Raw genomic sequence first — 25413 nt, 5'->3', positions numbered from 1 at the left:
TGATGCGCGGCACCCATCGCCTTATCTGGCGGGGTCTGCCGCAGACTCAGTCCTCGTCCGACTGCTCTGGTATGCCCTCGGCCAGGGATGCAAGAATTTCTTCTTCGGTCCTGGCACGGGCCCTGATGAGTCGATCCTGGGGCCGGTCTTCGCTTACATAATAAAGGCAGGCGTCGATGGTCGACAGGCCGATACCCTGCAAGCGTGACAGGAGCAGCCGGTAGAAGTCCAGCTGGACCAGACGGCGGTTGGTCGACTCCTCTCCGTGCGGTCGGGCACCGGTCTTCCAGTCCACGATGGTGTAGCGCAGATCCGTTCGATCTGGGTCCAGTCCGCCTGCGAAGACGGCATCCAGCTTGCCCTTGACGATCTGGCCTGCCAGCACCGCCACGATGGGCCGTTCCACCCAGACGGGGGTGCGCTGGGCCCAGTCAGACTCGGCCAGCCGCTGCTCCCAGGTCAGCAGACGGGCCTGCACGGGATCGGCCTGGGGGTCCAGGGACTCCCGCTCCTGGTCAAGCCCGGCCAGCATGCGGGCCCGCTCGGCCATGGCCCCGGGACCCAGCGGACCATCAAGCAGATTCGGCGATTCCGCCTGATCGGGCAGATCCACCAGTCCTTGAGGGTCGGAAATCTCGGGCAGGATGAAGCGCCTGGCCCAGTCATGGAAGCGGGTGCCTGCCTCGGCCTGCGGGGAGGCCACCTGAGGTATGGGTCTGACCAGCCCCTGCCAGTAATCCCTCTCCATCTTGGGGTCGCCCCCTGCCGAACCAGCCTGGATTGCGGTGACGCTGCTAGCCCCGTGCCCCAGGATCCGTCGGCCGGTGCGCCGCAGCAGATCCAGATCCGTGAGCAGCTGGTCGTCAGCGACACCCAGACGGCCGGTGCTGACCTGCAGGACGCGGACCGCATTGGCGTAGAGCCCGTCATCGCCCTCCTCATCAACTGTGGGCTCGCCCGGTTCCCCGGCGCGCACCCAAGCGGCCGAACGATCCAGGGCTTGGCGTGTGCGCGCACTCAGCACCGGAGGCCAGAGCGCCTGATCCCGTTCGCCGTCGCGGGCGGCGACCTGATCCACCTGATCCAGCGCGCGGTCGACAATGGCCTGGCGGTAGGACTGGGCGTTCTCACCGACAAAGAGCCCCAAGGGCGGCGTCGGTTCGCCCTCCTGCGCATCCTCTGCCTGCTCCAGCTTGACCGCATCGGGCTCTTCCTGGAAGAGCTCCACCAGCTCGGTCCAGAAGTTGGAGGCCTTATCCGAGTCCGGAGCCGGCGTGTTCAGGGCCGCAGACTCCGACTGGGAATCCTGGCTGAAGGTCAGCAGCAGGTCATGTCGGGCCCTGGTCGCCGCCACATAGATCAGCCGCCGCTCGTCGTCCAGCAGCCGACGGCCGTACTGTTCGCGCTGAGAGGGGGCTATGGCATCGGCACGGACCGGGCGGGCCTGGTCATCCAGCCCGCTCTCTCGAGACAGGCCCATGGCCTCCTCCTCCAAGCCCACCAGGTCCAGCCGACCCAGCAGATCTTCAGGGTCAGCTCCCAGTTGGGCATCGTGAGGAAAGCGGGGCAGAATCATGGCATCAGCCCGCACCGGCACCGGCACAGACTCGGGATCGACCAGCCAGGTACGGGCCGTGCAGTTGTACTGGTAGACCGGGCCATCCGGGGATTGGACCACCGGCTGATCCGAGGCGGGCTTGACCGTGAGCCGGTCGCCCTGGCTGCTGGGGAAGGCTCCACGCTTGAGCCCGACAACCGCCACGGCATCCCACTCCAGACCCTTGGCCTGGTGAACGGTCATCAGGGCCACATCGGCCTGCCGGTCGTCCCCGTCAGTGGGCATTTCTGGACTCTGATCCAGGGAGGACAGCCAGGAGACGAACCCGCGCAGGCTGGGCCCCAGACCCTGGGGCAGCTCGGACAGGTAGACATCAACCTGATCCAGCAGGGCTTGGATGCCCACCTTGGCCTGGCTGGGCTCCAGAGGACGCTGGGGATTGGCCAGGGAACGAGACAAGACCAGGTCCACGTCCAGATCCAAGGCACGGATGGCGGCGATGACCACCTGGCGCAGGGGGGCCGAGGACTCGGCCTGGACCTGGCAGATGACCCTGGCGGCCTCGGCGGCCAGGACCCGCCCCCTGGCGGATAGGCCTGAGCCCTTCAAGAGGTCTGGCAGATCGTCGCGCAGGAGCAGGTCCACCAGGAAGACATCGTTGGGAACCTGGTCACGGTAACGGTGCAGATCCTCACGACGGCGGCGCGGGTCGGGGTCGGACTCGACCAGGCCGGCACGGACCAGGGCCCGATACTGGCTGTCCTCGTTGACCTTGGCGGCCAGGGAGGCAAGAGCGCTCAGATCGGCCGCATCCATGCCGAACCGGGCCGAGGCCAGCAGACGCATCAGGGAATCACTGTCGGTGTGGTCGCAGACCAGGGAGAGCAGGGCCCGCAGATCCATGACCTCGGGTCGATCAAAGAGGGAGGAGTACCCGACGACCTGGCAGCTCAGCCCTGCAGCCTCCATGGCCTCGCGGTACCTGGGCAGGGCGGCCTTGGAGCGGAAGAGAACAGCCACGTGCGGCGCGTCACCGTGATTGCCATAGAGTTCGCGTGCCCTGAGGGCGAACCTGACCACCCCATCAATCTCCTGGCCGCCGGTGCTGTAGCCCAGGAGGCCCACGGTACCCGGGTCGGCATCCTCACGGGGACGGAGCCTGGCCACGTCCACCTCGCGCAGTTCTGCTTCGGACCGGCTCTCCTGGCCTCGATGGCGCAGGGGGACGGTCAGCTGGTTGGCGGCCTTGAGCACCCAGCTGGAGTTACGGAAGGTGCGCGACAGGGTCAGCGGGTCCTGGTCCTGCGAGCGCCCAAAGGCCGTCACGCCAGACAAGGGACCATTGCCGGAGGCGGGTCGGTCGGCCAACATGCCGAACTGGGCCTGGAAGGTGCGGAAGGCCCCGGGACTGGCCCCTCGCCAGGCATAGATGGACTGGAAGGGGTCACCCACGGCGGTCACGGAGGATCTGCCGGGAGCCTGTTCCGCACTCCCCTGATCCTCCTGTCGATTTTGCGGGTGGAAGATGGCCGCTAGAAGCAGAGCCTGGGTGGTGGATGTGTCCTGGTATTCGTCCAGAAAAACGTGGCTGTAGCGGCGACGCAGCTGGGCGCTGATGGAGGGGAAACGCTCGACCAGCTGGAAGGCGGCCAGGGTGAAGTCGCCGAACTCGGCCATGTTGGCCTGCCTCTTGGCCCGCTGGTAGTCCTGGACCAGGGTCAGCAGCTTCTCTCGTGTCAGAACCGCCCGTCGCATGGCATCCACCCGGTAGATGCGAATGCTCTGCCTGGTGTCTCGAAAAGCCTCGATTTTGCCTTGATAGTGCTCGTCGGTCTCCTTCTTGCTTCGTTTGGGTGGCGTCTTGCCGGCTCTGGGCTCGGTGTCCGGCACGGGCTGGTCGCCGATCAGCTGGTCCGCGCGATCCACAAAGGCGCGATCCCAGGTACGGATCCGTTCCACAGCCTGGTCGAAATCAGGGCAGTCGCTGCTGATCATGGAGGTGGTCACCGCTCCGGTCAGCCCCAGGACCCGATTGACGGTGGTCGAGAAGGTCGCAGAGCCCAGGTCGTCGGATTCGCCATCCTGCGCCGAGGAACCGGCAGGAAAGATCAGATCCAGATGGTCGGCGACCACTTGTGAGGCCAGCTGGTAGGCTCCCGCCGAACTCAGGGGACGGGTGTCCTGGTCCATGCCCACCAGCAGACCGTACTGGCGCACGATGGACTGGAAGAAGGCATCATAGGTGGACACGGTCGGCTTGAGAAAATTGCGTTCGGGGTCTACGCCCGAGGTGCCTCTGCCCTGGTCGCGTCGGATGACCGCCGCCCCCACCCTGGACTGGAGTTCGGATGCGGCCTTGCGGGTGAAGGTCAATCCCAGAATCTGCTCGGAGGGCACTCCCCGACGGATCAGGGCGATGATCCGGCTGGTCATGGTCATGGTCTTGCCCGAGCCGGCGCCGGCCACCACCAGAAGATCCTCATTGACATCCGCATCGACGATGGCGGACTGTTCGGCAGTCTGCTTCATTCCTGATCCTCCAGTAGATTGGGCGCCACCAGTTGCCATGCCTGGCATTCCTGCCCATTGCCGGCCCGATGGCAACGGGCAGGGTCAAAGATCGCGTCATCCCGGCCAGCCGTCAGCTTGACTCCGGCAGCGAAGAAGACCCTGGCTATCATGGTCAGCCCCCATACAGCCTGGGAGGAGACTCGGGCGGCTCGGACCATGCCCCACAGGTCCGCATCCACCCCAGGCGGCACCTGATCAGGCAGATCCGCAGGCTCGGCCTTGGACTTGAGCGGGGAAGGCATGCCGGTTCTGGGCTGAGCGACAGTGACCAGTCTGTTACGCTCGAACAGTGGCGGCTGATAGGCCATCTCCTCCCGGCGCAGCCCTGTTTGAGCATCCTTGGGCGCGGCCTGCAGCTGCAGGAGCAGGGACTGACTCAGCTTCATCCCCTCGGTCCTCTCCAGGTCGGGAGCCTGGGGCGAGCTCCAGGCCGCCCCCACCTCCGGGCTGCTGCCGGGCGTGGGCGGGAAGGCCAGTCCCAGCTGATAGCAGACCAGCTGCAGATCGTTGAAGAGCTGCCCCTGGGTATAGGGGACCCTGCCGGTCTTGTAGTCCACCAGCCGCAGACGGATGCCCTCGGGCAGGGACCTGACCTCCAGACGGTCGATGCGGCCGGTCAACCTGACCGTCGTCCTGGCATCCAGGGCTGCTGGGAAGCCATCGACCAGGCCGGACATCAGGGCGAAGAGCCCGTCGGCATCCAGAGGCCTGTCGGGGAAGGTGGCCTTCCAAAGAGGAACCAGGTCCTCCACAGACAGGCTGACGTCGAAGGAGCGCTCGCTCTGCACACCAAGCAGGTCGCCGACCGGGACCGGGCTCTTGCCCCCCAGACCGTATTCGGAATCCGATGAGCGGACGAAATAAGAGGCCAGGTTATCCAGGATGGACTCCACCCGGCTCCTGCGACCGCGCTGGTCATAGAGCTCGTCGGGGTCCCGCAGGCGCTGTTCCTGAGGAGCCAGTTCCTGGTAGATGTCCAGGAGCGCATCCCGCACCTGCTGCTGGCGAGCGTCCGGATCGCCCTGGCCGGGACGGTCCAGACCCTGGGCTGTGCCCTCGCTGGCCACCTTGTGAATCAGGGAACCGAACTCCGTGGGCACCCTGGACGGTGAGGGGCCGGAGAACTGGTCTCCTATGGCCCACTCCAATGGGCAGTTCCAGATGGCATCGACCGCTGAGGGCGAAAGGAGGACCACCTGACGGTCGGACCGGTGTTCATGGCGGTGCTCACGACCCTGGTCACGGTTTTGTGTTCGATCTGTCTGCCCGGCTTGATTGACGGAAGCATGTGCAGAACGAGGGGCATGGTCCCTTTCAGTAACCGATGCGACACCTGTGGCGGCGCCCATGGCCCTTGACTCGGCGGCCTGTGCAGTATGAACTTCTTCCCCCGAAGCCGGTTCAGCAGCGCCCTCCTGGTCATGGTCATAGAGGAAGGGCCAATGCCCGGGATCGGCCGAATCCTGGCCTTGGTCGGCCAGCAGCCGCAGGGCTTGCACGGCATCGTCCACTCGCTCACGGTCGACCTGATCTTCCGGGAGCAACGCCTGGACAGCCAGGATGGACCGGGCGGCCGCAGTCAGCCCCCTAGCAGACACCTCCAGCCCCCCGTAGCGTTCACTGCCGCCGGAGCCAGCGCCGACCATGCTGAACTCGGCCTGGCTCATATCGGCGGTGCGTGGATAGCGTTCGGGCAGATAGCCGTAGAGGAAGTCCGATGGAACCAGGTCATCGTTCCAGACCGCACTGATGCGTACCTGGATCCGGGCCCGGGTCAGCGCCTCCAGAAAACCCTTCTTCTCGGCGTAGAGGATGGAGCGCAGGGCAGGATCGTGGCTGAGCGTGTCCGCCAGGGGGTCGCCGATGCGGTCGTGCAGGACCAGGTCGGCCAGCTCCTCGGCCCCGAACATGGTGTCGCGGGGGATCAGATTGGGCCAGACCCCGTCCTGGATGGCGGGCAGCCAGACCAGGGGCCAGTCGGTGGCCAGGGCGGCAGCGCCTGCGGGTGTGGTCAGGGTGACGGCGTGCTCGATGGGCCCGATCCGTGCCAGGGAGTCGGCCTCGATCTGCATGGTGCGCACCTGGTCCATGAAGGCTTCGACCGTTGGGAAACGACGGGAGCCAGCCGCGTACTGGAAGAGCCGCATGAGCGCGTCCAGACGGTCGTTGGCCTCTTCCCCCTCCTGGGTGGCCATCAGGGCTCGCCGCTGCCAGTCATCAGCCAGGTTCAGGCTCTGCCAGGCCTCCCAGAGCACGTATTGGGGCTGACGGTCCTCCAGGGCGCTGATGCGGGTGGCGGTCAGATGCAGAACCTGCAGGGCCTTGTCCAGGACCTGAACGTCAGGGTCCTCCCGGCGACCTCCGGCGATGGCGGTCATGGCCTCCAGAATGATTCCCGAGGATCGGTCATCCGGGTCCAGCACCAGCAGGGTCTCCAGGGCCTGAACCGACAGAATGGCTGGCTGTTGAGCACCCCGGTCTCCCAGATCCACCGGCTGGTCCGGGGCCGAGGCGGTGGAGAAGGGACCAGACCCGTCCCCTGGCTCGGCGGAATCGTGCCTGGTCAACAGGGAGTCATCGACGCTGATGCCGGATGAACGGTCCCTTTGAGCCCGTCGCTCGGTCAGGCCCTTAACCCAGGTCTGCCAGGCCTGTCCCAGGAGCGGCAGGTCCTCCAAGGAGCTGGATGAGTCCGGGCCGCTCCCCTGCTGGTCGGACAGGGGGGCCAATGCAGCCATCGTCTCCATGATGGACTCCAGGCGTTCCATCCTGACGGGACGCTCTGCGCGAGCCGCGGTGGCGGGAACACGGAAGAGAGGGCCAGCCATCAGGGTGCGCAGACGAGAACGGATCCAGGCGGCCACCTGGGCAGGATCGTCCGGATCGCTTCCGGCGGTACCAGGATCCAGCACCGATTGGGCCAGCTCGACCAGGGCGAAGAGACCCTGGATGGCGGGCTCCTGGCTGAGCGGACGGGTCACCGAGGAGAAGCGCACCGGCACACCCTGAACGCGTAGCTTGCGGCCCAGGGTACGCAGGGTCATGTTGTCGTGGGCGATGACGGCCATGTCGTTCCAGTCACGCTGATTGGCCAGAAACTCATGCTTGATCTGCCAAACCAGGTCATCGTCCTCCTGGTCGGGGGTGTGGAAGAGCCTGGTCTGTACGCTGCCATCACGGATAAGACCGTCGCCATCGGTCAGGGGCGCCACAGGTCCGGCACCGGGCCAGGCGGGCAGCTTGCCGGGTCTGTCGGGCAGGGGGATGTCGTTCTCCTCGACCCCGGCGATGCCCAGGCTGACCCTGGCAGCCACCAGATCGGCGTAGGAACCTGGAGCCGCCGGGTCGGAACCACGGCCGCTTTCGGTATGCTCTGCCACTGCTTCCGGAACCACCATCCTCCGGGGTTTCAGGGTCACGGTGGCGGCGCCCAGGCAGGCGAAATCCTGGGCCAGCAGGGGGGCGGCGGCGCCTGGCATGGGCTTGGACAAGGCCGTCAGGCGAGTGGACAGAAATTCCGGGTAGGAGCCGCGGAAGGACTGGACCGACTGGTCGGGATTGCCCACCAGAAGGAGTCGGCAGCCAGCCTGGTTCAAGCCCTGCAACAGGCCCATCCCGGCCAAGGTGATGTCCTGCCAGTCGTCCACGACCAGCAGGTCAGGCAGGTCGTCATCGGCCAGACCGTCCAGGCTGCGGGAAGCTTCGACCATGAGCATGGAGGGATCCAGACGGAATTCGTCCGGGTAGCTCTCGGTGATGCTCTGGCGGTATTCATCCTCCAAGGCGAAGGCCAGCCGCCACTGCAGGCCTAACCGGTCGCGGCGGTCGGGATCCATGGGTTGAACAGCCAAAGCATCCAGAAGCTGGTCCCGGTCATCCCTGTCCAGGCCCAATTCCGTCATGCGGGCGAACATGTCCCGCAGCTGGGCGATGAATCTGTCCGCGACCCCTACGACCCGTCCCTGGTCATCGCCAACCAGGACGGACGACCAGCCCGCCCCGTTGCGGAAGTAGCGTTCCAGGAGTCGGCAGACCGCACAATCGTCCCCGGCCTGTACATGCTCCAGATGGACGGTCATGACCTGCCTGAGCAGGGCATCCTCCTCGGCACCGTTGAGCAGCCTGGGCAGAAGCGGATCGTGGCCCCCCTGGGCCAGCCGGGACCGTGTCAGCAGACGGAAGGCCAGGGCTTGCAGGGTGCCCACCGGTCGTGTGCGGTCGGACCTGCCCCGCTCCAGAATGACCTGGCGGCTGACCTGGTCGGCTGCGGTCCTACCTGATACGGCCATGCTGGCTCCGTCACCGAACTGCTCCATACCGGCCAGCAGAGCCCGGGTGGCCAGCCTGGTCTTGCCACTGCGGGGAGGACCAGCCACCACTAGGGCCCGAGTGGGCCGACCCTCCTTGTTCTGGAGCCGATCGCCGATAAGGGCGCGGACCGGTTCCATGGCCTCTTGCGGATCCACCGGTGGCTGCTTGCTCATAGCTACAAGAATAGGGTCCGGCATGGTCCATCTACAGGCCCAGGAACCCGCTGGTCCGGAACCGCCCGCAGGAGGCTCAATCGATGCCTGATCGGGAACGGCGTGCTGTTATCGTGGATAGCAGTTTCCAGGCAGTTCTTAGGAGGTGATGTCCCTTGCAGCAGAATGGTTCCCACCCCCGGCGCCCAGGTGCGGTTCCAGCCATGGACGATGCGCCAGCGCTGCCCGGGCTGCAGCTTATTCGTCCCTTGGACCTGGGAGGCACCGCCGCCGTCTACCTGTATGAGCAGGAGGGGCTCAGCCGACCTGTGGCGGTCAAGGTGGCCCTCCAAGGCAGCATGGACCAGCAGACCCATCAGCTCTTTCTTCGCGAGGCCAAGACCCTGGCCAAGCTCTCCACCCATCCCTGCATCCTGAGCATCCACCAGGCGCTGGTCAGCGATGACGGACGGGATTGTTTGGTGCTCGAATACGCTCCGGGCGGCAGCTGCAAGGCCATCATGCTCAATGGGGGCATGGATCAGGAAGGCGTGCTGGACCTGGGAGTGCGCATGGCCTCGGCCCTCTACTGCGCCCATGAACGCGGAATCCTGCACCGGGACGTCAAACCCAGCAACTTTCTGATCACCGACCAGGGCCTGCCCGTCCTGGCCGACTTCGGCATCTCCTCGGGCATCTATGGAGGCGAACGGGCCGGCGGCCTTTCCATACCCTGGGCGGCTCCAGAGGTCCTGGCCAACCGCTCGGGAGGATCCGAGGCCAGCGACATCTACTCCCTGGGTGCCTCGCTCTTCGGCATGCTGGCCGGCCGCTCCCCCTACGAGTACGCCTACCGGGCCAGGGATGAGGATCACCTGGCACAGCTGATTCTGAGAGCTGAGACCCCGGTTCTGCACATGGGTGAGGCCTCTCCTATGTTGGCTGCGGTTCTGGAGAAGGCCATGGCCCATGACCGGGACGACCGCTACTACTCGGCCCTGGAGTTCGGCCGCGCCCTTCAGAAGGTCCAGCAGCAGTTCTACGGCCATGCGACGCCTTTCATAGGCGAGGGAATCGACCCCTATCCCAAGGGGGATGTACGCCCGCACGCCCATACCGGAGCCATTGCGGGCGGGACGGAAAATAAGAAGTCCGGTCACTCCTGGACCGGGACAGGGACCAATTCCGAATCGCGTCTGCAACCAGACAGGGAGGCGGTCGCTGACCATGAAGGCAACCAAGCCAGGCGGTTTCCTGGCGGCCGCCGCCTGATTCTTCTGGCGCTGATCCTCGCTGCCGTCCTAGCCGTCGCCTTGGTCTGGGTCTTGGTTGTCGGCCTGCCAAACGGATCCGAGCAAGGTTCACAGCCGACTACAGGAGCCTCCCAGATCCAAACCCAGCAGGCGCAGTCCCCGGACCCGACGGATTCGAGTGGCCCCCAGGATCTGCAGGAGGGCGCGGTTCCCTCACCCACCCAAGGTCAGGGCCGTTACCAGGGCACCACGGCAGTTTTCACCTGGACCAATCCCGACCCCAAACCGGGAGACAGCTACGTTTGGCATCCCCTGGACCAAGGTGGCAACGACGACCGTGGCCGCAGCGTGCAGACCCGACAGCCGACCGCCCGCATCGACGATCCGCAGGGGGGCCAGACCTGCATCAGCGTCACCCTGGTGCGGGCCGACCGCAGCATGTCCCAGGAACCGACCATCATCTGCGCTGTTCAGTAAACCCTCGGTGGATGAATTTTCACATTCGACCACCCCGACTTTCACAGACCGCCAAGCCCCTGCAAACCAGCTAAAATCAGTCCTCAGAGAGAGCATTGACGGCGGTCCGGGACGAGTTAAGAAGCTAAGCCTGTGTGGCAGGACAGGAAAGGAACCCAGGGGATTATGGACTTGCAGGGAGGATTCCTGCGGATGCGCCGGGCCGGGCTGCGCCTGCGGCATGCTCTGGCCATCCGCGCCAAGAACCCTGCCGCCATCCTGGCCGTCACGCTGACGGCGCTGGTCCTGCTCATCCTGGGTGTCTTATTCGTGCATGGGGTGGACCGCCGTGCCGTTCAGGTGGATGACGGCAGCATCTGGATCACCTCCCAGAACGAGCGCAAGGTCGCCCGGTTCAAGCCCGACATCGGAGAGGCGGACGTGGCCCTGTCGACGGGCACCGACCACTTCGACCTGGCCCAAAGCGGATACGCAGTCATCCTGGGCCGGGAGGGAGGCATGGCACCCATAGCTGCCTCCACCGCCACCCTGGGGGACACCACGCGTTCGGATGCCAGGGTTCAGCGGATGGTCAACGGACCCACACTGGCTCTCTTCCAAGCACGGACCGGCAAAATCTGGGTGGGCCGGGCCGCTTCGCCGGGAGATCTGGACCCGCAGCGCCGGGACCCTGTGCTGACCCTGGGCCCCGGGGCCTCCGTCACCGTGGATGCCTCCGGAGCCGTCTACGCCTACCGGCCCTCGGACGGGGTCGTGTCAAAGATCGACGGACCAGACTCCCGGGCCCACCGTGAATTGGACTCCCTGACAAACCACACCCCCGTCCGGGCCACTGCCTTCAGCGTCATCGACGGAAGGCCCGTCCTTTTGGCTAGCGACCGGCTTTACTGGCCCCAGGGATCCATCCGGATACCGCACCGAGGAGACCTGCAGCTCCAATCCACTCCAGTGGATATGGACCGCCAGGGACCCTGGGTGGGCCTGACCGATCAGGAAAGCGTCCACCTGGTTGATCTGGATCACCCCAGAAATAAGGTTGAGACAGTAGACACCGGCGGCAGCGGTCAACCCGCTCAACCGGTCTCCTCTGGCGGATGCCTGTGGACAGCCTGGGCCTCCTCGGGAAACAATTTCCTGCGACTGTGCGCGACAGGGACAGCCATGCCGCAGGTTCGGTCACCGCAGCCGCGTACCTCCACCCTGGAGGCCATCGGCCCCACCTCGGATCTGGTCTTCCGAGCCAACCACCGGAGGGTCATCCTCAACGACGTACTGACCGGCGATGTCTGGAATCCCCGAACCTCCACCAAGGTGATTCGGCCGCAGTGGCAGACCATGGAAGTCAAACACACGGACAGGACGGATCAGCGTCAGGACTCGGCCGACAATCGTCAGCGGTTCGCGGCCACCTGTCGATCAGGATCCCAAACCATCCAGGCCGAGGACGACAGTCTGGGCATTCGAGCCGGATCCAGAGCCCTGCTGGATCCCCTGCGTAACGATCACCAGACCGACTGCTCGGTTCTGCGAATCGAGGATGCACGCAGCTCACAGGGCAACCTTCGCCTGACCCCGGTCATGAACGGCCGCTACCTGCAGGTGGATGCCAGCGACGCACCTGTCGGCCGGGCCCGGATCAACTACTCCATCACCGACGGACGCGGCCAGGTCTCCTCGGCTGGCATTGACCTTAACATCGCCCCGGCCAAGATGGACCGAGGCGATCAGGCACCGGTCCAGAACGATACCCCTCCCGAGTACGAGGTGGAGCAGGGAGCCACAACCACCGTCAACGCCCTGGCCGGCTTCGAGGATCCCGACGGGGACCCCCTGACCCTGGCCGGTGCCGAGTCCGTCAATTCGGATCGGATTTCCCTGTCCACCAGGGCTGACGGACAGCTGACCATGAGTGCCGGATCGGCCACCTCCGGTCGGCTGGCAGTCAAAGTCACTGTTTCAGACGGAGTCATGAGCGGTCAGGGACTCATCTATTTCACCATTAGACCCGTCAACACCTTGGCTCCACTGGTCGATCCGGTCATTCGCCAGGCCGCTGTCGGCCGAGAGGCCACCGTGGACCTGAGCAGGAGCGTACACGCCAATGCCGCTCAACCCCTCCGCCTGATCCGGGTCGACAAGCCCGACGGAATCCAGATAAAGGTCAACACCGAGAGCCTTTCCTTCACTGCCACCGCCGCCAACCCGGGCACCTATTACGTGCCCTACCGGGTGGCCCAGGGTGACCGGGAGACCCAAGGGCTGGTCAGGCTGGAGGTAGAACACGACCATAGCGGATCCGCGCTGCCGGTTCCTGTCAACGATGTAGCCCTACTGGGGACCGACCAGACCGCCATCGTCGATCCGCTCGACAACGACCTGGATCCCATGGGCGGAGTGCTGGCCCTGACCGATGTGCGGGTGGATCCGGACTCCGGCATCAAGGCCGGCATCGTGGACCACCGCCGGGTCTACCTGTCTGCCAGAAAAATCCCCACGCGGCCGCTGAGCATTGCCTACACAGTTGCCAACGCCAGCGGCAGCGCCCAGGGGACCATCGTCCTGCAGCCTCCCTCCCTGAGCAGGGCAGCCTCAGCGCCCAAGGCCCCGAATCTGACGGTGGGGGTCCGCTCATCGGGCCTGGTCACGGTTCCGGTCATGGACAAGGTCACCCACGCTGATGGGACCAGCGTCACCCTGGACCAGCAGCTGACTACGGATCAGCGAACCTTTGCGGGCCTGGCCTTCGTATCCGGGGATACGGTCAGATATCAGGCCAGCGAGCGCACCGGAGACTTCCCGGCCACCTATACGGTCAGGGACGATCTGGGCAACGCGGCCTCAGGCACCATCACCTTCCGGGTGCATACCTCCGACCCGGCCAGCAAGCCCGCGCCTACACCCAAGGATCTGCGGGCCCAGGTGGCTGCAGGAACCAAGGTACGCATCCCCGTCCCCCTGACCGGCATCGACCCGGACGGAGACTGCGACACCCTGTCCGGCTTGGGCAACCAGGCACCCAGGCTGGGCAGGATCGTCAAAGCCGGTGCCGACTACCTGATCTATGAGGCCTATCCCGACTCGCATGGCACTGACGAGTTCACCTACGCCGTGGAGGACTGGATGGGGCAGCGCGCCCAGGCACACGTGCGCATCGGCGTCTTCCCCGACTCGTCGGTAACCGGGGTCTTCGCCCGGGACGACAAGGTCAGGCTGCGGCCCGGGACCGTGGCCGACGTGCCGGTTCTGCTCAACGACATCTCCGGGAATGATGACTCCTTGAGTCTGGACCCCCACCTGGAGCGCCAGGGCCTGGATCAAGCCAGCGTAAAGGACGACATGATCCGGCTGACCGCCCCCTCACAGCCAGGCACCTCCTATCTGGTCTACCGGGCTCACAACCGGGCAGGGCTGAGCGACCAGGCCACCCTGACCGTGGTCACGGATCCCCAGGCCCCCATCCAGCCGCCCATAGCCCAGGATTACCAGGTGGCTCCCGAGGATACGGTGGACAAGCGCAGCGTGGAAGTCAATCTGGCCGACTCCATCAGCAATCCATCCGGCACCCTCGATGACCTGCGCTTGGGGATTCATCCCGGGGCCAAGGCCCACGCCAGGACCGTAGGCGATGCCGGCTCCACCAAGCTGGTCATCGACCTGACCGACCAGGCCAGGGCCGTGCCCTACACCGTCACCAACACCCGGTACAAGATCACCTCAATGGCCTTTGTGAAGGTCCCCGCCTATGGGGTATTCCCTCCGGTCCTAAGGCCACGCGCTCCGGCCCTCAAAGTGCGGGCTGGTCAGAGCATCACCATCGACATCGCCGATCAGGTCAGGGTGGGCGCAGGCAAGACCGCACGGATCTCCTCCCGCCAGTCCGTTTCCGCCACCAAGTCCGACGGGTCCGATCCCTATGTGGACGAGCACACCCTGAGGTTCACCGCCGCCAAGGACTATGCCGGTCCAGCATCACTGACCTTTGCCGTCCGTGATGGGGATCCAGGCGGCCAGGCCATCGTCAACGAGTCGGTGCTGACCCTGCCCATCACCGTGACAGGCGGCAGAGCATCCCCGCCTGTCCTCTCGGCACCGGTCATCGATCTGGTGGCCGGGGAGCCGGCACAGACCATCTCCCTGCCTGCCATGACCCGTTGGCCTCAGGGAAGCGACCCGGCAGACAGCACATTCTCCTCCGGGGACCCCCAGGGGCCGATCCATGCCAAGCTGAGTCCTCGGGGCCAGCTGAACGTGTCCGCTGACAAGACCGCGACACCTGGTACCAAGGCCACCCTGCCGGTAACCATCACCGGTTCATCCGGCCAGGTGCGTACGGTTCTGACCTTCCGCATCGTCGCCACCACCCGGCCTCTGGCTTCGGTCCCCTCACGCCAGGTGGGGCTCAAAGCCGGTCAGAGTCTGGAATTGAACCTACTCGACGATGCCCTCAACCCCTTCCCCGACACCCCGCTGCGCTTGGTCGGCCTGGTCAGCGACGACACCTCACGTCTGACAGCCAGCAACCTGGGCGACGGGAGGATCACCATCAAAGCCGATCGTGACATCGGCGCCTCCACCAATACCATTCTGGCCACGGTCGAGGATGGCAGCCGGGATCCGGGCCGCCGGGTGAGCGCCACCATCACCGTGGGCATCATCGACCGCCCTCAGGCCCCCAGAATGCTGGCGGGCGCGGCCCAGGCAGGCGATGGAACGGTTCTCCTGGCCTGGGAGCCGGGTGCAGCCAACGGTAGTCCGGTGGACGAGTATCGAGTCTCCTACACCTCATCGGCAGGCTCGGGACAACGCTCCTGCGGCAATGCCGTCACCTGCCGGGTCGACGGGCTGGCCAACGGCCATGACTACTCCTTCACTGTCCAAGCCCACAACCAGGTGGGCTGGTCCCCCGCCTCCTCGCCGGCGGCAGCCAGGCCAGACGCACTCCCCGGAGGCGTGCAGGCACTGACTGTGGACGGCGGCAGCAAGGAAACCCTGACGGTCACCTGGCGTCCGCCAGAGAATCATGGCTCACCCATCCAGGGCTATACGGTCCACGGTGAGGGTTCCGGCTGCGGTTCGCCACGATGGCGGTCGGCCACCTCCACCAAGGCGGTCTTCGATGTGGGTCATGACGAGTCCGGAGGCACCTGCACAGTGAGCGTGACCCCAGCCAATATGGCCGGATCAGGACCTGTGGCCTCAGCCTCTGGAGCCACCTGGTCGCACCCGGATCCGCCTGCATTCCAGACTCTGGAGTACCAAGGCAAGGATCAGGTCAAGCTGGTCCTGAACCCTGGTGCCGAACACGGCCGACCCTGCGCAGACATCCAGGTGAGCATCGATGGCCTCGACCCCGGCAAGGCTTCCTGGACCCTGCCATGCGGTCAGCCTGAGGTCAGTGATGTCATCACCCTGCCCGCCGGATCAGTCAAACCTGGTGCCAGGCTGAACTTCCGGGCGGTAGCTCGCATCCGTGGGGTGGGGTCCGAAGGCTATTCGCCCGCCGCCACCAAGGAGCTGACCCTGCCCGAGGATGCCGACAAACCAAGCGACAAGACCCTTACCCGTCAGGGATCCCTCAGCAGACAAGGATGAATGACCATGGATGATCGAAGCGCACAGGAACCCATCCAGCAGGACGGCACCATCCCGGATGACGCGACCAGGAGGAGTACCCCCAAAGCCGCCCGCGAGGCAAGCAACGAAGGCCGACGGATCCCCGCCGACCGACTGGATGTACTCAAGCGACAGCGCCAGGCCCTCATGGCCGGTCTGGGTCAGCAGGAATCTGACTCGGCGGCGAACGACGACCGGACCAGGCCCGGCCGCATCCCCGTGGCTGCCGGACAAGGAATGAATCAGAAATCCGGGACGGAATCTGCCCCATCGGACCGCACCATGGTGGAAGACGGGACTATCCCCGGTCATCAGCCGGTCCGTGACCTGTTCTCCCGGTCCTCCTCAGCTCCTGCAGGGCCTGACCTCGTCGACGCCACCGATCAATCCCGTCACCCTCAGCTGGAACGCACCTCAGTTCCCAGATACGAAGTCGAGACCGGGCAGAACCAACGGCCTCCCACCGAAGCAGGAGGTCAGGCATCAGAGACCAGGCAGCAGCGACGTTCAGGCCATGCCACAGGCAACAGCCAGACCGCCGTGGATGTGTCGACCTTCGCCAACCTCTTCCACTCCATCGTGGACAACGTCGGCCAGGCGGTGCTGGGCAAGGAGGAAACCGTCGCCTTATGCGTCACTGCCCTGATCGCGGGAGGCCATGTGCTCCTGGAAGACAATCCGGGCACTGGCAAGACCCAGCTGTCACGCGCCCTGGCTGCCTCCATCGCCGTGGACTGCAAGCGGATCCAGTTCACCCCGGACCTGCTGCCCTCCGACCTGCTGGGTGTGACCTTCTATGACCAGGCTCAAGGGCAATTCTCCTTCCGGCCCGGCCCGGTCTTTGCTTCCCTGGTTCTGGCCGACGAGATCAACCGAGCCTCCCCCAAGACCCAGTCGGCCCTGCTGGAGGTCATGGAGGAAGGTCAGGTGACCGTGGATGGCCGCACCTACCGCCTCCCTCGGCCATTCATGGTGATGGCTACTCAGAATCCCATCGAACAGCTGGGCACCTATGCCCTGCCCGAGGCTCAGATGGACCGCTTTCTGATCCGCACCTCGCTTGGGGCGCCTGGACACGATGCCAGCATGCGCATTCTTGAAGAGGCCGACATCCGCGACCGGGCAGGCCTGGTGGGACCGGTGGTCGACGCCGCCCAGGTGGAGGCCATGGCTGCCTGCGCCTCCAAGGTTTTCTGTGATTCCTCCATCATGGAATACGTCATCCACATCATCGAAGCCACACGGCACAGTCCCGCCATCCGGGTCGGCTCCTCCATCAGAGGCGGGCTGGCTCTGGTCCGTTGTGCCAGGATCCGAGCCTGCGCCCAGGGCCGCGACTACGTGATCCCCGATGATGTCAAGAAACTGGTCGACCCCATCCTGGCCCACCGGCTGATCCTGACCTCCCAGAGCAGGCTGGCGGACATGGATGAACACCAGGCGCTGGCCGAAGCCCTGGCCAAGGTCCCCGTCCCCACAGGAGAGCAGTGAGTCATGACCGCCTTCGCCAGCCGAACTGCCCCGAAAGCTAGACCGGCATCCTCGACAGGATCCGAACAGAGCCTGCGATCCCGGGCCGCCGGCCTATGGCAGTCGATCACTGCCCTGGGCCGGGCTATGGCTCTGGCCACGCTTCTGTGCGCTCTGGCCTTCGCCCCTACAGGCTGGCGTGAACTGCTGGCGGGCGCTCTGCTGGGCGTGGGCATGCTCCTACTGGGGTTGTTGATGAGCCTGGGCAACCTGTCCTGTAGCGCTGAAACGAGCCTGGACCAAGGCCATCTGGAGGTGGGTGGCCAGGCCGAGCTGATCCTGGTGCTGACCAACCCAGGCAGCCGCTCCACCCGCCGCGGCCGAATCGGCCTGGCCCTAGGCCAAGGAACCGTCATGGCACCGCTGCCAGCCCTGGCACCCGGTCAGAGTCACCAGATCCGCTTGAAACTGGAGGCCAGATCCCGTGGCGTGATTGACCTAGGCCCGGTGACCATGGAGGCTGGGGATCCGCTGGGACTCATCCGTCGTCGCCGAATTCTGACCGGCGCCCGAAGGCTCTATATCCATCCCCGCACGGTGGCACTGCCGCCCCTTGAAGCCGGGCTGGAGCGCGACCTGGAGGGAGACCCTAGCCCCGGCATTGTCGACGACGATCTGGAATTCCATGCCCTACGCCCCTACGTTCCGGGCGACGACATAAAACGGGTTCACTGGTTGTCCACCGCCCGGGCCGGTACCCTGATGGTCCGTCAGTACGAGCCCACCCTGCGCACCAGAATCAAACTGATCCTGGACGGCCAGGCCACCTCCTATAGGAGCGCGGATGAGTTCGAGCTGGCAGTCGAAATCTATGCCTCTCTGGGCTGCCGATGCCTGCTTGACGGCCGTTGGCTGCAAGCGCTGGCTCCAGAACCGGACGATCCCGATGCCCATGGGACCACCACCCTGCCTACGGAGGATCCCCGAAGCTTTCTGGATGCCTGCAGCGCCATCCGCCCCCGCCAGGACAGCTACGACAAGCCCGATCTGACTGATGCTCCCAAGCAAACCAGTCTGACCATCCTGGTGACCGGTTCGCTGGGTGACCGCCAACCCTCAGTCCTAGCGGACGGATCGGCCCAGAACGCATCCCCGGTCATGCTGCTAGCTGCTGACCTGGATGCCCATCCAAGCCTGCAGACGCAACCGGGGTTGGTCAACGCTGTCGTGGGCAACAGGAAGGACCTTCCCATCCTCTTGGAGAACCAGCCATGAGCACATCCGCATCATGGATGGACCAAGCCCAGAGGGAACCTATCCGCCTGATCGACCGGTCTGGTCTGCAATCCACCGTCGATCCGACCAGGCGCCGCTCCCCCGCTATTCTGGTCGCCGCATTGGCCCCACTCGATCTGCTGGCCGGACTCCAGTTGCTGCCGGTCTATGGCAGCCTGCCCTTCTGGCTGACAGTGGGAGCCGCCGCCTGTCTGACCGGACTGCTGATCGCCATGCTCCCCCGCCGTGGGATCGCCACAGCCCTCCTGCAGCCTCTGCTGCTGATTGCCGCCCAGTTCCTGCTAGGGCCTGTATTCGCTCTGAACGGGACCACCCTGGCCCATGTCCTGCCCACCTGGGCAACCCTGGCGCAAGGGTGGTCCGCCACCTTCGGCGCCTTCAAGACCCTGGCAGCCATCGATCCGCCCCTTGGACAGGAGGCAGGCGGACTGATGGCCCTGTGGACGCTGATGCTCTGGACCTGTTACCTGGCCGTGCTGCTGGCCCGTCATGGCCTGGGCCGCAACCTGGGACGGCCGGCGCACCCCGTGGCTGTCCTGACAGCCACCCTGCCCATTCTGGCCACCATGGCTCTGTCAGCAGCACTAGGCACCAGCAGAGGCCTCTATCCGGCGTTGACAGGTGGCATCCTCTGGCTGCTCCTGCTGATCTGGTGCGCCAGTGGGCTGGGACTGCTGCGTCTGCAGGGGCCCGCATCCGCCCTCCTGACCCTAACCCTGGCAGCCGGACTGATGCTCTCCGCTGGGCTCCTGCCCGCCCCGACCCGACTGGTCATTCGCGACCACTATCAGCCGCCCATAGACCCCTACCAGTTCACCAGCCCCTTGAGCGATTACCGCGCCTACATCAAACGCCACAGCGACGATACCCTGGTCACGGTCCGCAACCTGCCCGCTGGCACCCCAGTTCGTATGGCCGTCATGGACCGTTATGACGGCAAGGTCTGGAATCTGTCCGACTCCTCAGGTGCAGGAGCCGCCGACTACCGGCGCATCGGCGCCCAGATCCGGACAGAAACACACCAGGAGAAGGCCAAAGACACCAAATCGACCGGACGACCTTTTACAGCGACCTTCGAGATTCGAGAGGGATTCAACCACGCATGGCTGCCTTCCGCCGGACAGGTCAACGGCATCGATACGGCTAAGGGCCTGCAACGGGAGGACCTCTACTTCAACAAGGCCACAGACACTGCCCTGACCGATCAGGCCCTGCAGAAGGGGACCAGCTATACAGTGCATGGCCTGGCCGAAGATAGACCAGCAACCCGTCGCATCGCCGACAGCGATCCGGGCGATGTGCAGGTGCCTCCCCTGGCGGATGCTCCTGAGAGCCTGCCCAAGGCGGCTGCCTCCATGACCTCCATGCAGGTGCGCGGCGGTGCCAGGGCTCTGGCCATCGAGGAACGGCTGCACCGGGAGGGGTGGTTCTCCCACGGTCTGGCCGGCGACTACCCCTCGGCCTCCGGCCACGGCGACTATCGAATCAATCAACTCCTACAGGGCCAGGCCATGGTGGGCGACAGCGAGCAATACGCCTCAGCCATGGCCCTCCTGGCCCGGCAGATGGGTCTGCCATCCCGGGTGGTCTTGGGATTCCTGCCCAAGAACCGTGACGGCTCCATCAGCAGGGAACGGACCAGGACCCAGGCGGACGGCAGCACCAGAATCGACTTCACAGGCCGCGATGCCCAGGCCTGGGTGGAGGTCAACCTAGAGGGTCTAGGATGGGTCCCCTTCTACCCCACGCCACCGGAGACCAAGACCCCGGACAGGTCCCTGGACTCTACGCCACCCAACCCGCGCACCCTGGTCCGCCAGCCACCGCCCCCGCTGGTCGATCCTCCCCGCGACGACCGGACCACCCAGGGTCGGACTACCGTCGGCGGACAGGAAGCATCCCGGCAGTCTTCACCCTCCTTCTGGAAGCGGTACGGCCCTTTGATAGCCAAAGTGACGCTCTGGACCATGCCGGTCTGGCTGCCCGCTCTCCTGGTTCTGCTCCTGCTGGCCGTCAAGGCCTGGTTGCGCCGACGGGCCCGGTCGACCGGCGATCCGAAGACACGCATCCGCGCCGGCTGGCGACAGATCGGCAACCTGGGCAGACAGACCGGCCTGTCCCTGGAGGGCACCCGTAGCGAGCAGGCAGCCCTGATCGCCCGGACCCTGCTGACCGACCCCCCAGGGTCCTCGTCGGCTGGGCTGCGTCGGGATCTGGATCGACTGCGCAACATGGCTGATCAGGCCTCGTTCGACCGTCATCCTTCAGATGAGCAGGAGGCCGAGGATTGCTGGCAGCTGGTCGACAAGCTCCGATCCGCCATCCTGGCATCTCTGCCGCGAACCCGACGCTGGCGCACCCTGCTTTCCCCTAGGCACCTGCGCTGACCTGTCTGCAACCTGGACCGCGAGAAAACAAGATGAGGGCCTGTGCAATCACTACGATTGCACGGGCCCTCATCATTTGTCACATATCCGGCAGCCGAATCCGCCAGGCCGGGTCATCCGGCCCAAGCGGATCTGCGGCTACCGGTTGTTCAGACGCTCACTGGTTGGAGTGCTGATCCTCCGAAGAGGAGAAGGTGGCCGAACCGGACTGCTGGGACCGATTCTGGGCGGAGTCACTGCCATCGGCGGCATCCGAAGATCCCGTGTTCGTGGTGGCAGCCGTCTGATCGCCGGCCTCAGCTGACGGATCCTGCACGTTGGGGGTGTCCAGATGGCTCTGGCCGCCCTGGTCGTTGAGGAAGTCGTCCGGGTTGAAGTCGTCGCCCAGCTTCAGATCCCCGAAGTCGATGTTGGAGAAGTCCACATCGTTCAGGTCGGCGTCGCTCAGATCCACGTCACCGCCACCCAGACCGAAGTTGGGGTAGATGGTGTCGCGGATGGCCTTGTCGGGCTCCACGGTGGCGTTGCGGTACCTGGCCAGGCCGGTGCCGGCAGGAATCAGCTTGCCGATGATCACGTTCTCCTTGAGGCCCTTCAGGTCGTCGACCTTCTGGTTCAGGGCGGCCTCGGTGAGCACGCGGGTCGTCTCCTGGAAGGAGGCGGCCGACAGCCAGGAGTCGGTGGCCAGGGAGGCCTTGGTGATGCCCATGAGCTCGGGGCGTCCCGCGGCCGGCTTGCCTCCGGCCTTGACGGCCTTCATGTTGGCGGCCTTGAACTTGGCCTGGTCGACCAGCTCGCCGGGCAGCAGATCGGTGTCGCCCGAGTCGATGACCGTAACGCGGCGGAGCATCTGATGGACGATGACCTCGATGTGCTTGTCGTGGATGTCCACGCCCTGGGAGCGGTAGACCGTGTGCACCTCGTTGACGATGTTCACCTGGGCGGCGCGTGGGCCGAGGATGCGCAGGATCTTCTTGGGATCCACGGAGCCCTCGATCAGCTGGGTGCCGGCCTCGACGTGCTGTCCATCCTTGACCATCATGGGCGCACGGCGGGTGACCGGGTAGGTCAGTGCCTCAACAGAGGTGTCGTCGGGGGTCAGGGTGACCTGACGGCCACGGTCGGTATCCTCCACCTTGACGGTGCCGGGGAACTCCGCGATGGGAGCCTCGCCCTTGGGGGTACGGGCCTCGAAGAGCTCGGTGACACGGGGAAGACCCTGGGTGATATCGGAGGCCGAAGCCACACCGCCGGAGTGGAAGGAACGCAGCGTCAGCTGGGTACCGGGCTCGCCGATGGACTGGGCGGCCACAATGCCCACGGCCTCGCCGACGTCCACCAGCTTGTTGGTGGCCAGGGACCAGCCGTAGCACTTGGCGCACACCCCGCGGGTGGACTCGCAGGTCAGGACCGAACGGGCCTTGACCTCCTCCACGCCGTGGGCGACCATGTCACGCAGCACATCCATGGACAGGGCATCGCCGCGCTTGTAGAGCACGGTCTTGCCGTCCTTGGGGTCGATCACGTCGGCGGCCAGGAGCCTGGAGTAAGGTCCGCCGTCGGCGGCCTTGACCAGGACCAGGTTGCCCTGCTCGTCGCGCTCGGCCACCTTCATGGTCAGACCACGCATGGTGCCGCAGTCCTCCTCGCGCACGATCACGTCCTGGGAGACGTCGACCAGACGACGGGTCAGGTAGCCCGACTCGGCGGTACGCAGTGCGGTGTCGGCCAGACCCTTGCGGGCGCCGTGCTGGGAGATGAAGTACTCCAGCACCGACAGGCCGTCGTGGTAGTTGGACTTGACCGGTCGGGGGATGATCTCGCCCTTGGGGTTGGCCACCAGGCCTCGCATACCGGCGATCTGGCGGATCTGCATCCAGTTGCCTCGTGCCCCGGACTGGACCATGATGTTCACGTTGTTGTCCGGAGTGAAGTGCTCCTGCATGGCGTCGGCCACCTTGTCGGTGCACTCGGTCCACAGGTTGATCAGCTCCTGACGGCGCTCCTCGTCGGTCAGCAGACCCATATCGTACTGGGAGTTGACCTTGGCGGCCTGCCCCTGGTACTCGTTGACGATCTTTTCGCGCTCGGGCGGCACCACGATGTCGGAGAAGGCCATGGTCACGCCGGACCACTGGGCCCGGGTGAAGCCCAGATCCTTCAGGGCATCCAGGGTGGCCGCAACCTGGGCGGTCGAGTACCGGGTGGCGATGTCGTCCACGATGCCGGACAGCTTGCCCTTGGGCACCTGCTCGTTGATGAAGGGGTAGTCCACAGGCAGCGTCCGGTTGAACAGGACCCGCCCGTAGTTGGTGGCGAAGAGCCTGGAACCGTCCTTGAAGACCTCCTCCTTGACCACGTCAGGGCTGCCGGGCTCGGGGTCGACGACCTTGAGGTCGCCGGGCTTCCAATCCCTGGGCATGACGAAGTCGGCGGGGACCCGCAGCAGGATCTTGGCCTGCATGTCGATCTCACCCAGGTCCAAGGCCATCCGGGCCTCGGCCAGGCTGGAGAAGATCCGGCCCTGGCCCTTGGCACCGTCAACCACGGTGGTCAGATAGTACAGACCCAGAATCATGTCCTGGGAGGGCATGGTGACCGTGTGGCCGTCGGCGGGCTTGAGGATGTTGTCGGAGGCCAGCATGAGCGAACGTGCCTCAGCCTGGGCCTCGGCCGACAGGGGCAGGTGGACTGCCATCTGGTCGCCGTCGAAGTCGGCGTTGAAGGCCGCGCAGGCCAGCGGGGGCAGGTGGATGGCCTTACCCTCGACCAGGATGGGTTCGAAGGCTTGGATGCCCAGACGGTGCAGCGTAGGCGCACGGTTGAGCAGGACGGGGTGCTCGGAGATGACCTCCTCCAGCACGCCCCAGACCTCGGGATCGCCGCGGTCGACCAGGCGCTTGGCGCTCTTCATGTTCTGCGCGTAGTTGAGATCCACCAGCCGCTTGATGACGAAGGGCTTGAAGAGCTCCAGGGCCATGGGCTTGGGCAGACCGCACTGGTGCATGCGCAGGGAGGGACCGACCACGATCACGGAACGACCGGAGTAGTCCACGCGCTTGCCCAGCAGGTTCTGACGGAAGCGGCCCTGCTTGCCCTTGAGCATGTCTGCCAGGGACTTCAGGGGGCGGTTGGAGGCTCCGGTGACGGGACGGCCACGGCGGCCGTTGTCGAAGAGGGAGTCCACAGCCTCCTGGAGCATGCGCTTCTCGTTGTTGAGCATGATCTCGGGGGCGCCCAGCTCGATCAGGCGCTTGAGCCTGTTGTTGCGGTTGATGACGCGCCGGTAGAGGTCGTTCAGGTCGGAGGTGGCGAAGCGGCCGCCGTCCAGCTGCACCATGGGGCGCAGATCGGGCGGAATGACCGGGACGACGTCCAGGACCATGGCCTCGGGCTTGTTACCGGTGTTCAGGAAGGCGGAGACCACCTTGAGCCGCTTCAAGGCACGGGCCTTGCGCTGGCCGGAACCGGTGTCGATCTCGTGGCGGAGCTCCTTGGCGGCACCCTCCAGGTCGAAGTCCTGCAGACGCTTCTTGATGGCCTCGGCGCCCATGCAGCCCTCGAAGTAGTCACCGTAGCGGTCCTGCATCTCCCGCCACAGATCCACATCGCCCTCCATGTCACCGGGCTTCAGGGTCTTGAAACGGTCGAAGACGGCGGTGATCCTCTGGATCTGGTCGTCGTAGCGCTTGCGGATGGCGGTCATGTCCCGCTCGGCCCCGTTGCGCAGACGAGCCTTCATGGAACCCTTGACCTCGTCGGTCTTCTCCAGCTCGGCCAGGTCCTCTTCCAGCTTCTTGGCGCGCTTGTCGATCTCCAGGTCGCGCTTCTTCTCCAGCTGGTTGATCTCGTTGTCAAACTCGTCCTGCAGGTCGGGCAGATCCTTGTGACGCTGCTCCTCGTCCACCTTGGTGACCATGTAGGCCGCGAAGTAGATGACCTTCTCCAGGTCCTTGGGCGCGATGTCCAACAGGTATCCCAGCCGGGAGGGCACCCCCTTGAAGAACCAGATGTGGGTGACGGGGGCGGCCAGCTCGATGTGGCCCATACGCTCGCGGCGGACGCGGGAGCGGGTGACCTCCACGCCGCAACGCTCGCAGACGATCCCCTTGAAACGCACGCGCTTGTACTTGCCGCAGGCGCACTCCCAGTCGCGGGTGGGTCCGAAGATCTGCTCGCCGAACAGGCCGTCCTTCTCGGGCTTCAAGGTACGGTAGTTGATGGTCTCGGGCTTCTTGACCTCGCCATAGCTCCAGCCGCGGATGTCGTCGGCCGTGGCCAGTCCGATTCTCAGTTTGTCAAATGCATTGACGTCCAGCACTCTA

At 65.4% G+C, this 25413-nt stretch carries 8 protein-coding genes; 5 read left to right on the top strand and 3 right to left on the bottom strand.

The window, feature by feature from the left end; translation table 11 throughout:
* Positions 1-46: 46 nt before the first annotated feature.
* Positions 47-4087 carry an ATP-dependent DNA helicase gene (locus tag P273_RS0105525; RefSeq protein WP_024627476.1) on the bottom strand — a complete coding sequence of 1347 codons (4041 nt, stop codon included), beginning with the start codon at positions 4085-4087 and terminating at the stop codon, positions 47-49.
* Positions 4084-8613 carry a PD-(D/E)XK nuclease family protein gene (locus tag P273_RS09285; protein WP_024627475.1) on the bottom strand — a complete coding sequence of 1510 codons (4530 nt, stop codon included), beginning with the start codon at positions 8611-8613 and terminating at the stop codon, positions 4084-4086. Before P273_RS09285 ends, P273_RS0105525 begins: the two co-directional genes overlap by 4 nt.
* A 203-nt stretch (positions 8614-8816) precedes the next feature.
* Here P273_RS09285 and P273_RS0105515 point away from each other — a divergent pair, with 203 nt between their 5' ends.
* The 5 genes from P273_RS0105515 to P273_RS0105490 all read left to right on the top strand — a co-directional run bounded on the left by P273_RS0105515 (position 8817) and on the right by P273_RS0105490 (position 21088).
* On the top strand, positions 8817-10322 hold the full coding sequence (locus tag P273_RS0105515) for a serine/threonine-protein kinase (RefSeq protein ID WP_024627474.1): 1506 nt from the start codon (positions 8817-8819) through the stop codon (positions 10320-10322).
* Positions 10323-10487: 165 nt separating this feature from the next.
* A complete protein-coding gene (locus P273_RS0105510) occupies positions 10488-15914 on the top strand; it encodes an Ig-like domain-containing protein (RefSeq protein WP_024627473.1) in 5427 nt (1808 codons plus the stop codon).
* Entirely contained in the window at positions 15915-17426 is a 1512-nt protein-coding gene (locus P273_RS0105500; protein ID WP_051354143.1) for a MoxR family ATPase, read from the top strand.
* A 3-nt stretch (positions 17427-17429) separates the two neighbouring features.
* On the top strand, positions 17430-18680 hold the full coding sequence (locus tag P273_RS0105495) for a DUF58 domain-containing protein (RefSeq protein ID WP_024627471.1): 1251 nt from the start codon (positions 17430-17432) through the stop codon (positions 18678-18680).
* On the top strand, positions 18677-21088 hold the full coding sequence (locus tag P273_RS0105490) for a transglutaminase family protein (RefSeq protein WP_024627470.1): 2412 nt from the start codon (positions 18677-18679) through the stop codon (positions 21086-21088). The genes P273_RS0105495 and P273_RS0105490 overlap by 4 nt, the downstream gene beginning before the upstream one ends.
* 157 nt (positions 21089-21245) lie before the next feature.
* On the opposite strand, the gene P273_RS0105485 is transcribed toward P273_RS0105490, so the two are convergent.
* Positions 21246-25409 carry a DNA-directed RNA polymerase subunit beta' gene (locus tag P273_RS0105485; protein ID WP_024627469.1) on the bottom strand — a complete coding sequence of 1388 codons (4164 nt, stop codon included), beginning with the start codon at positions 25407-25409 and terminating at the stop codon, positions 21246-21248.
* Between the last annotated feature and the right edge of the window lie 4 nt (positions 25410-25413).

It is taken from the genome of Bifidobacterium sp. A11, assembly GCF_000499185.1.
GTDB lineage: Bacteria > Actinomycetota > Actinomycetes > Actinomycetales > Bifidobacteriaceae > Bombiscardovia > Bombiscardovia mizhiensis.
The sequence above is the reverse complement of the archived record's forward strand: the minus strand, read 5'-3'. Positions and strand labels throughout refer to the sequence as shown.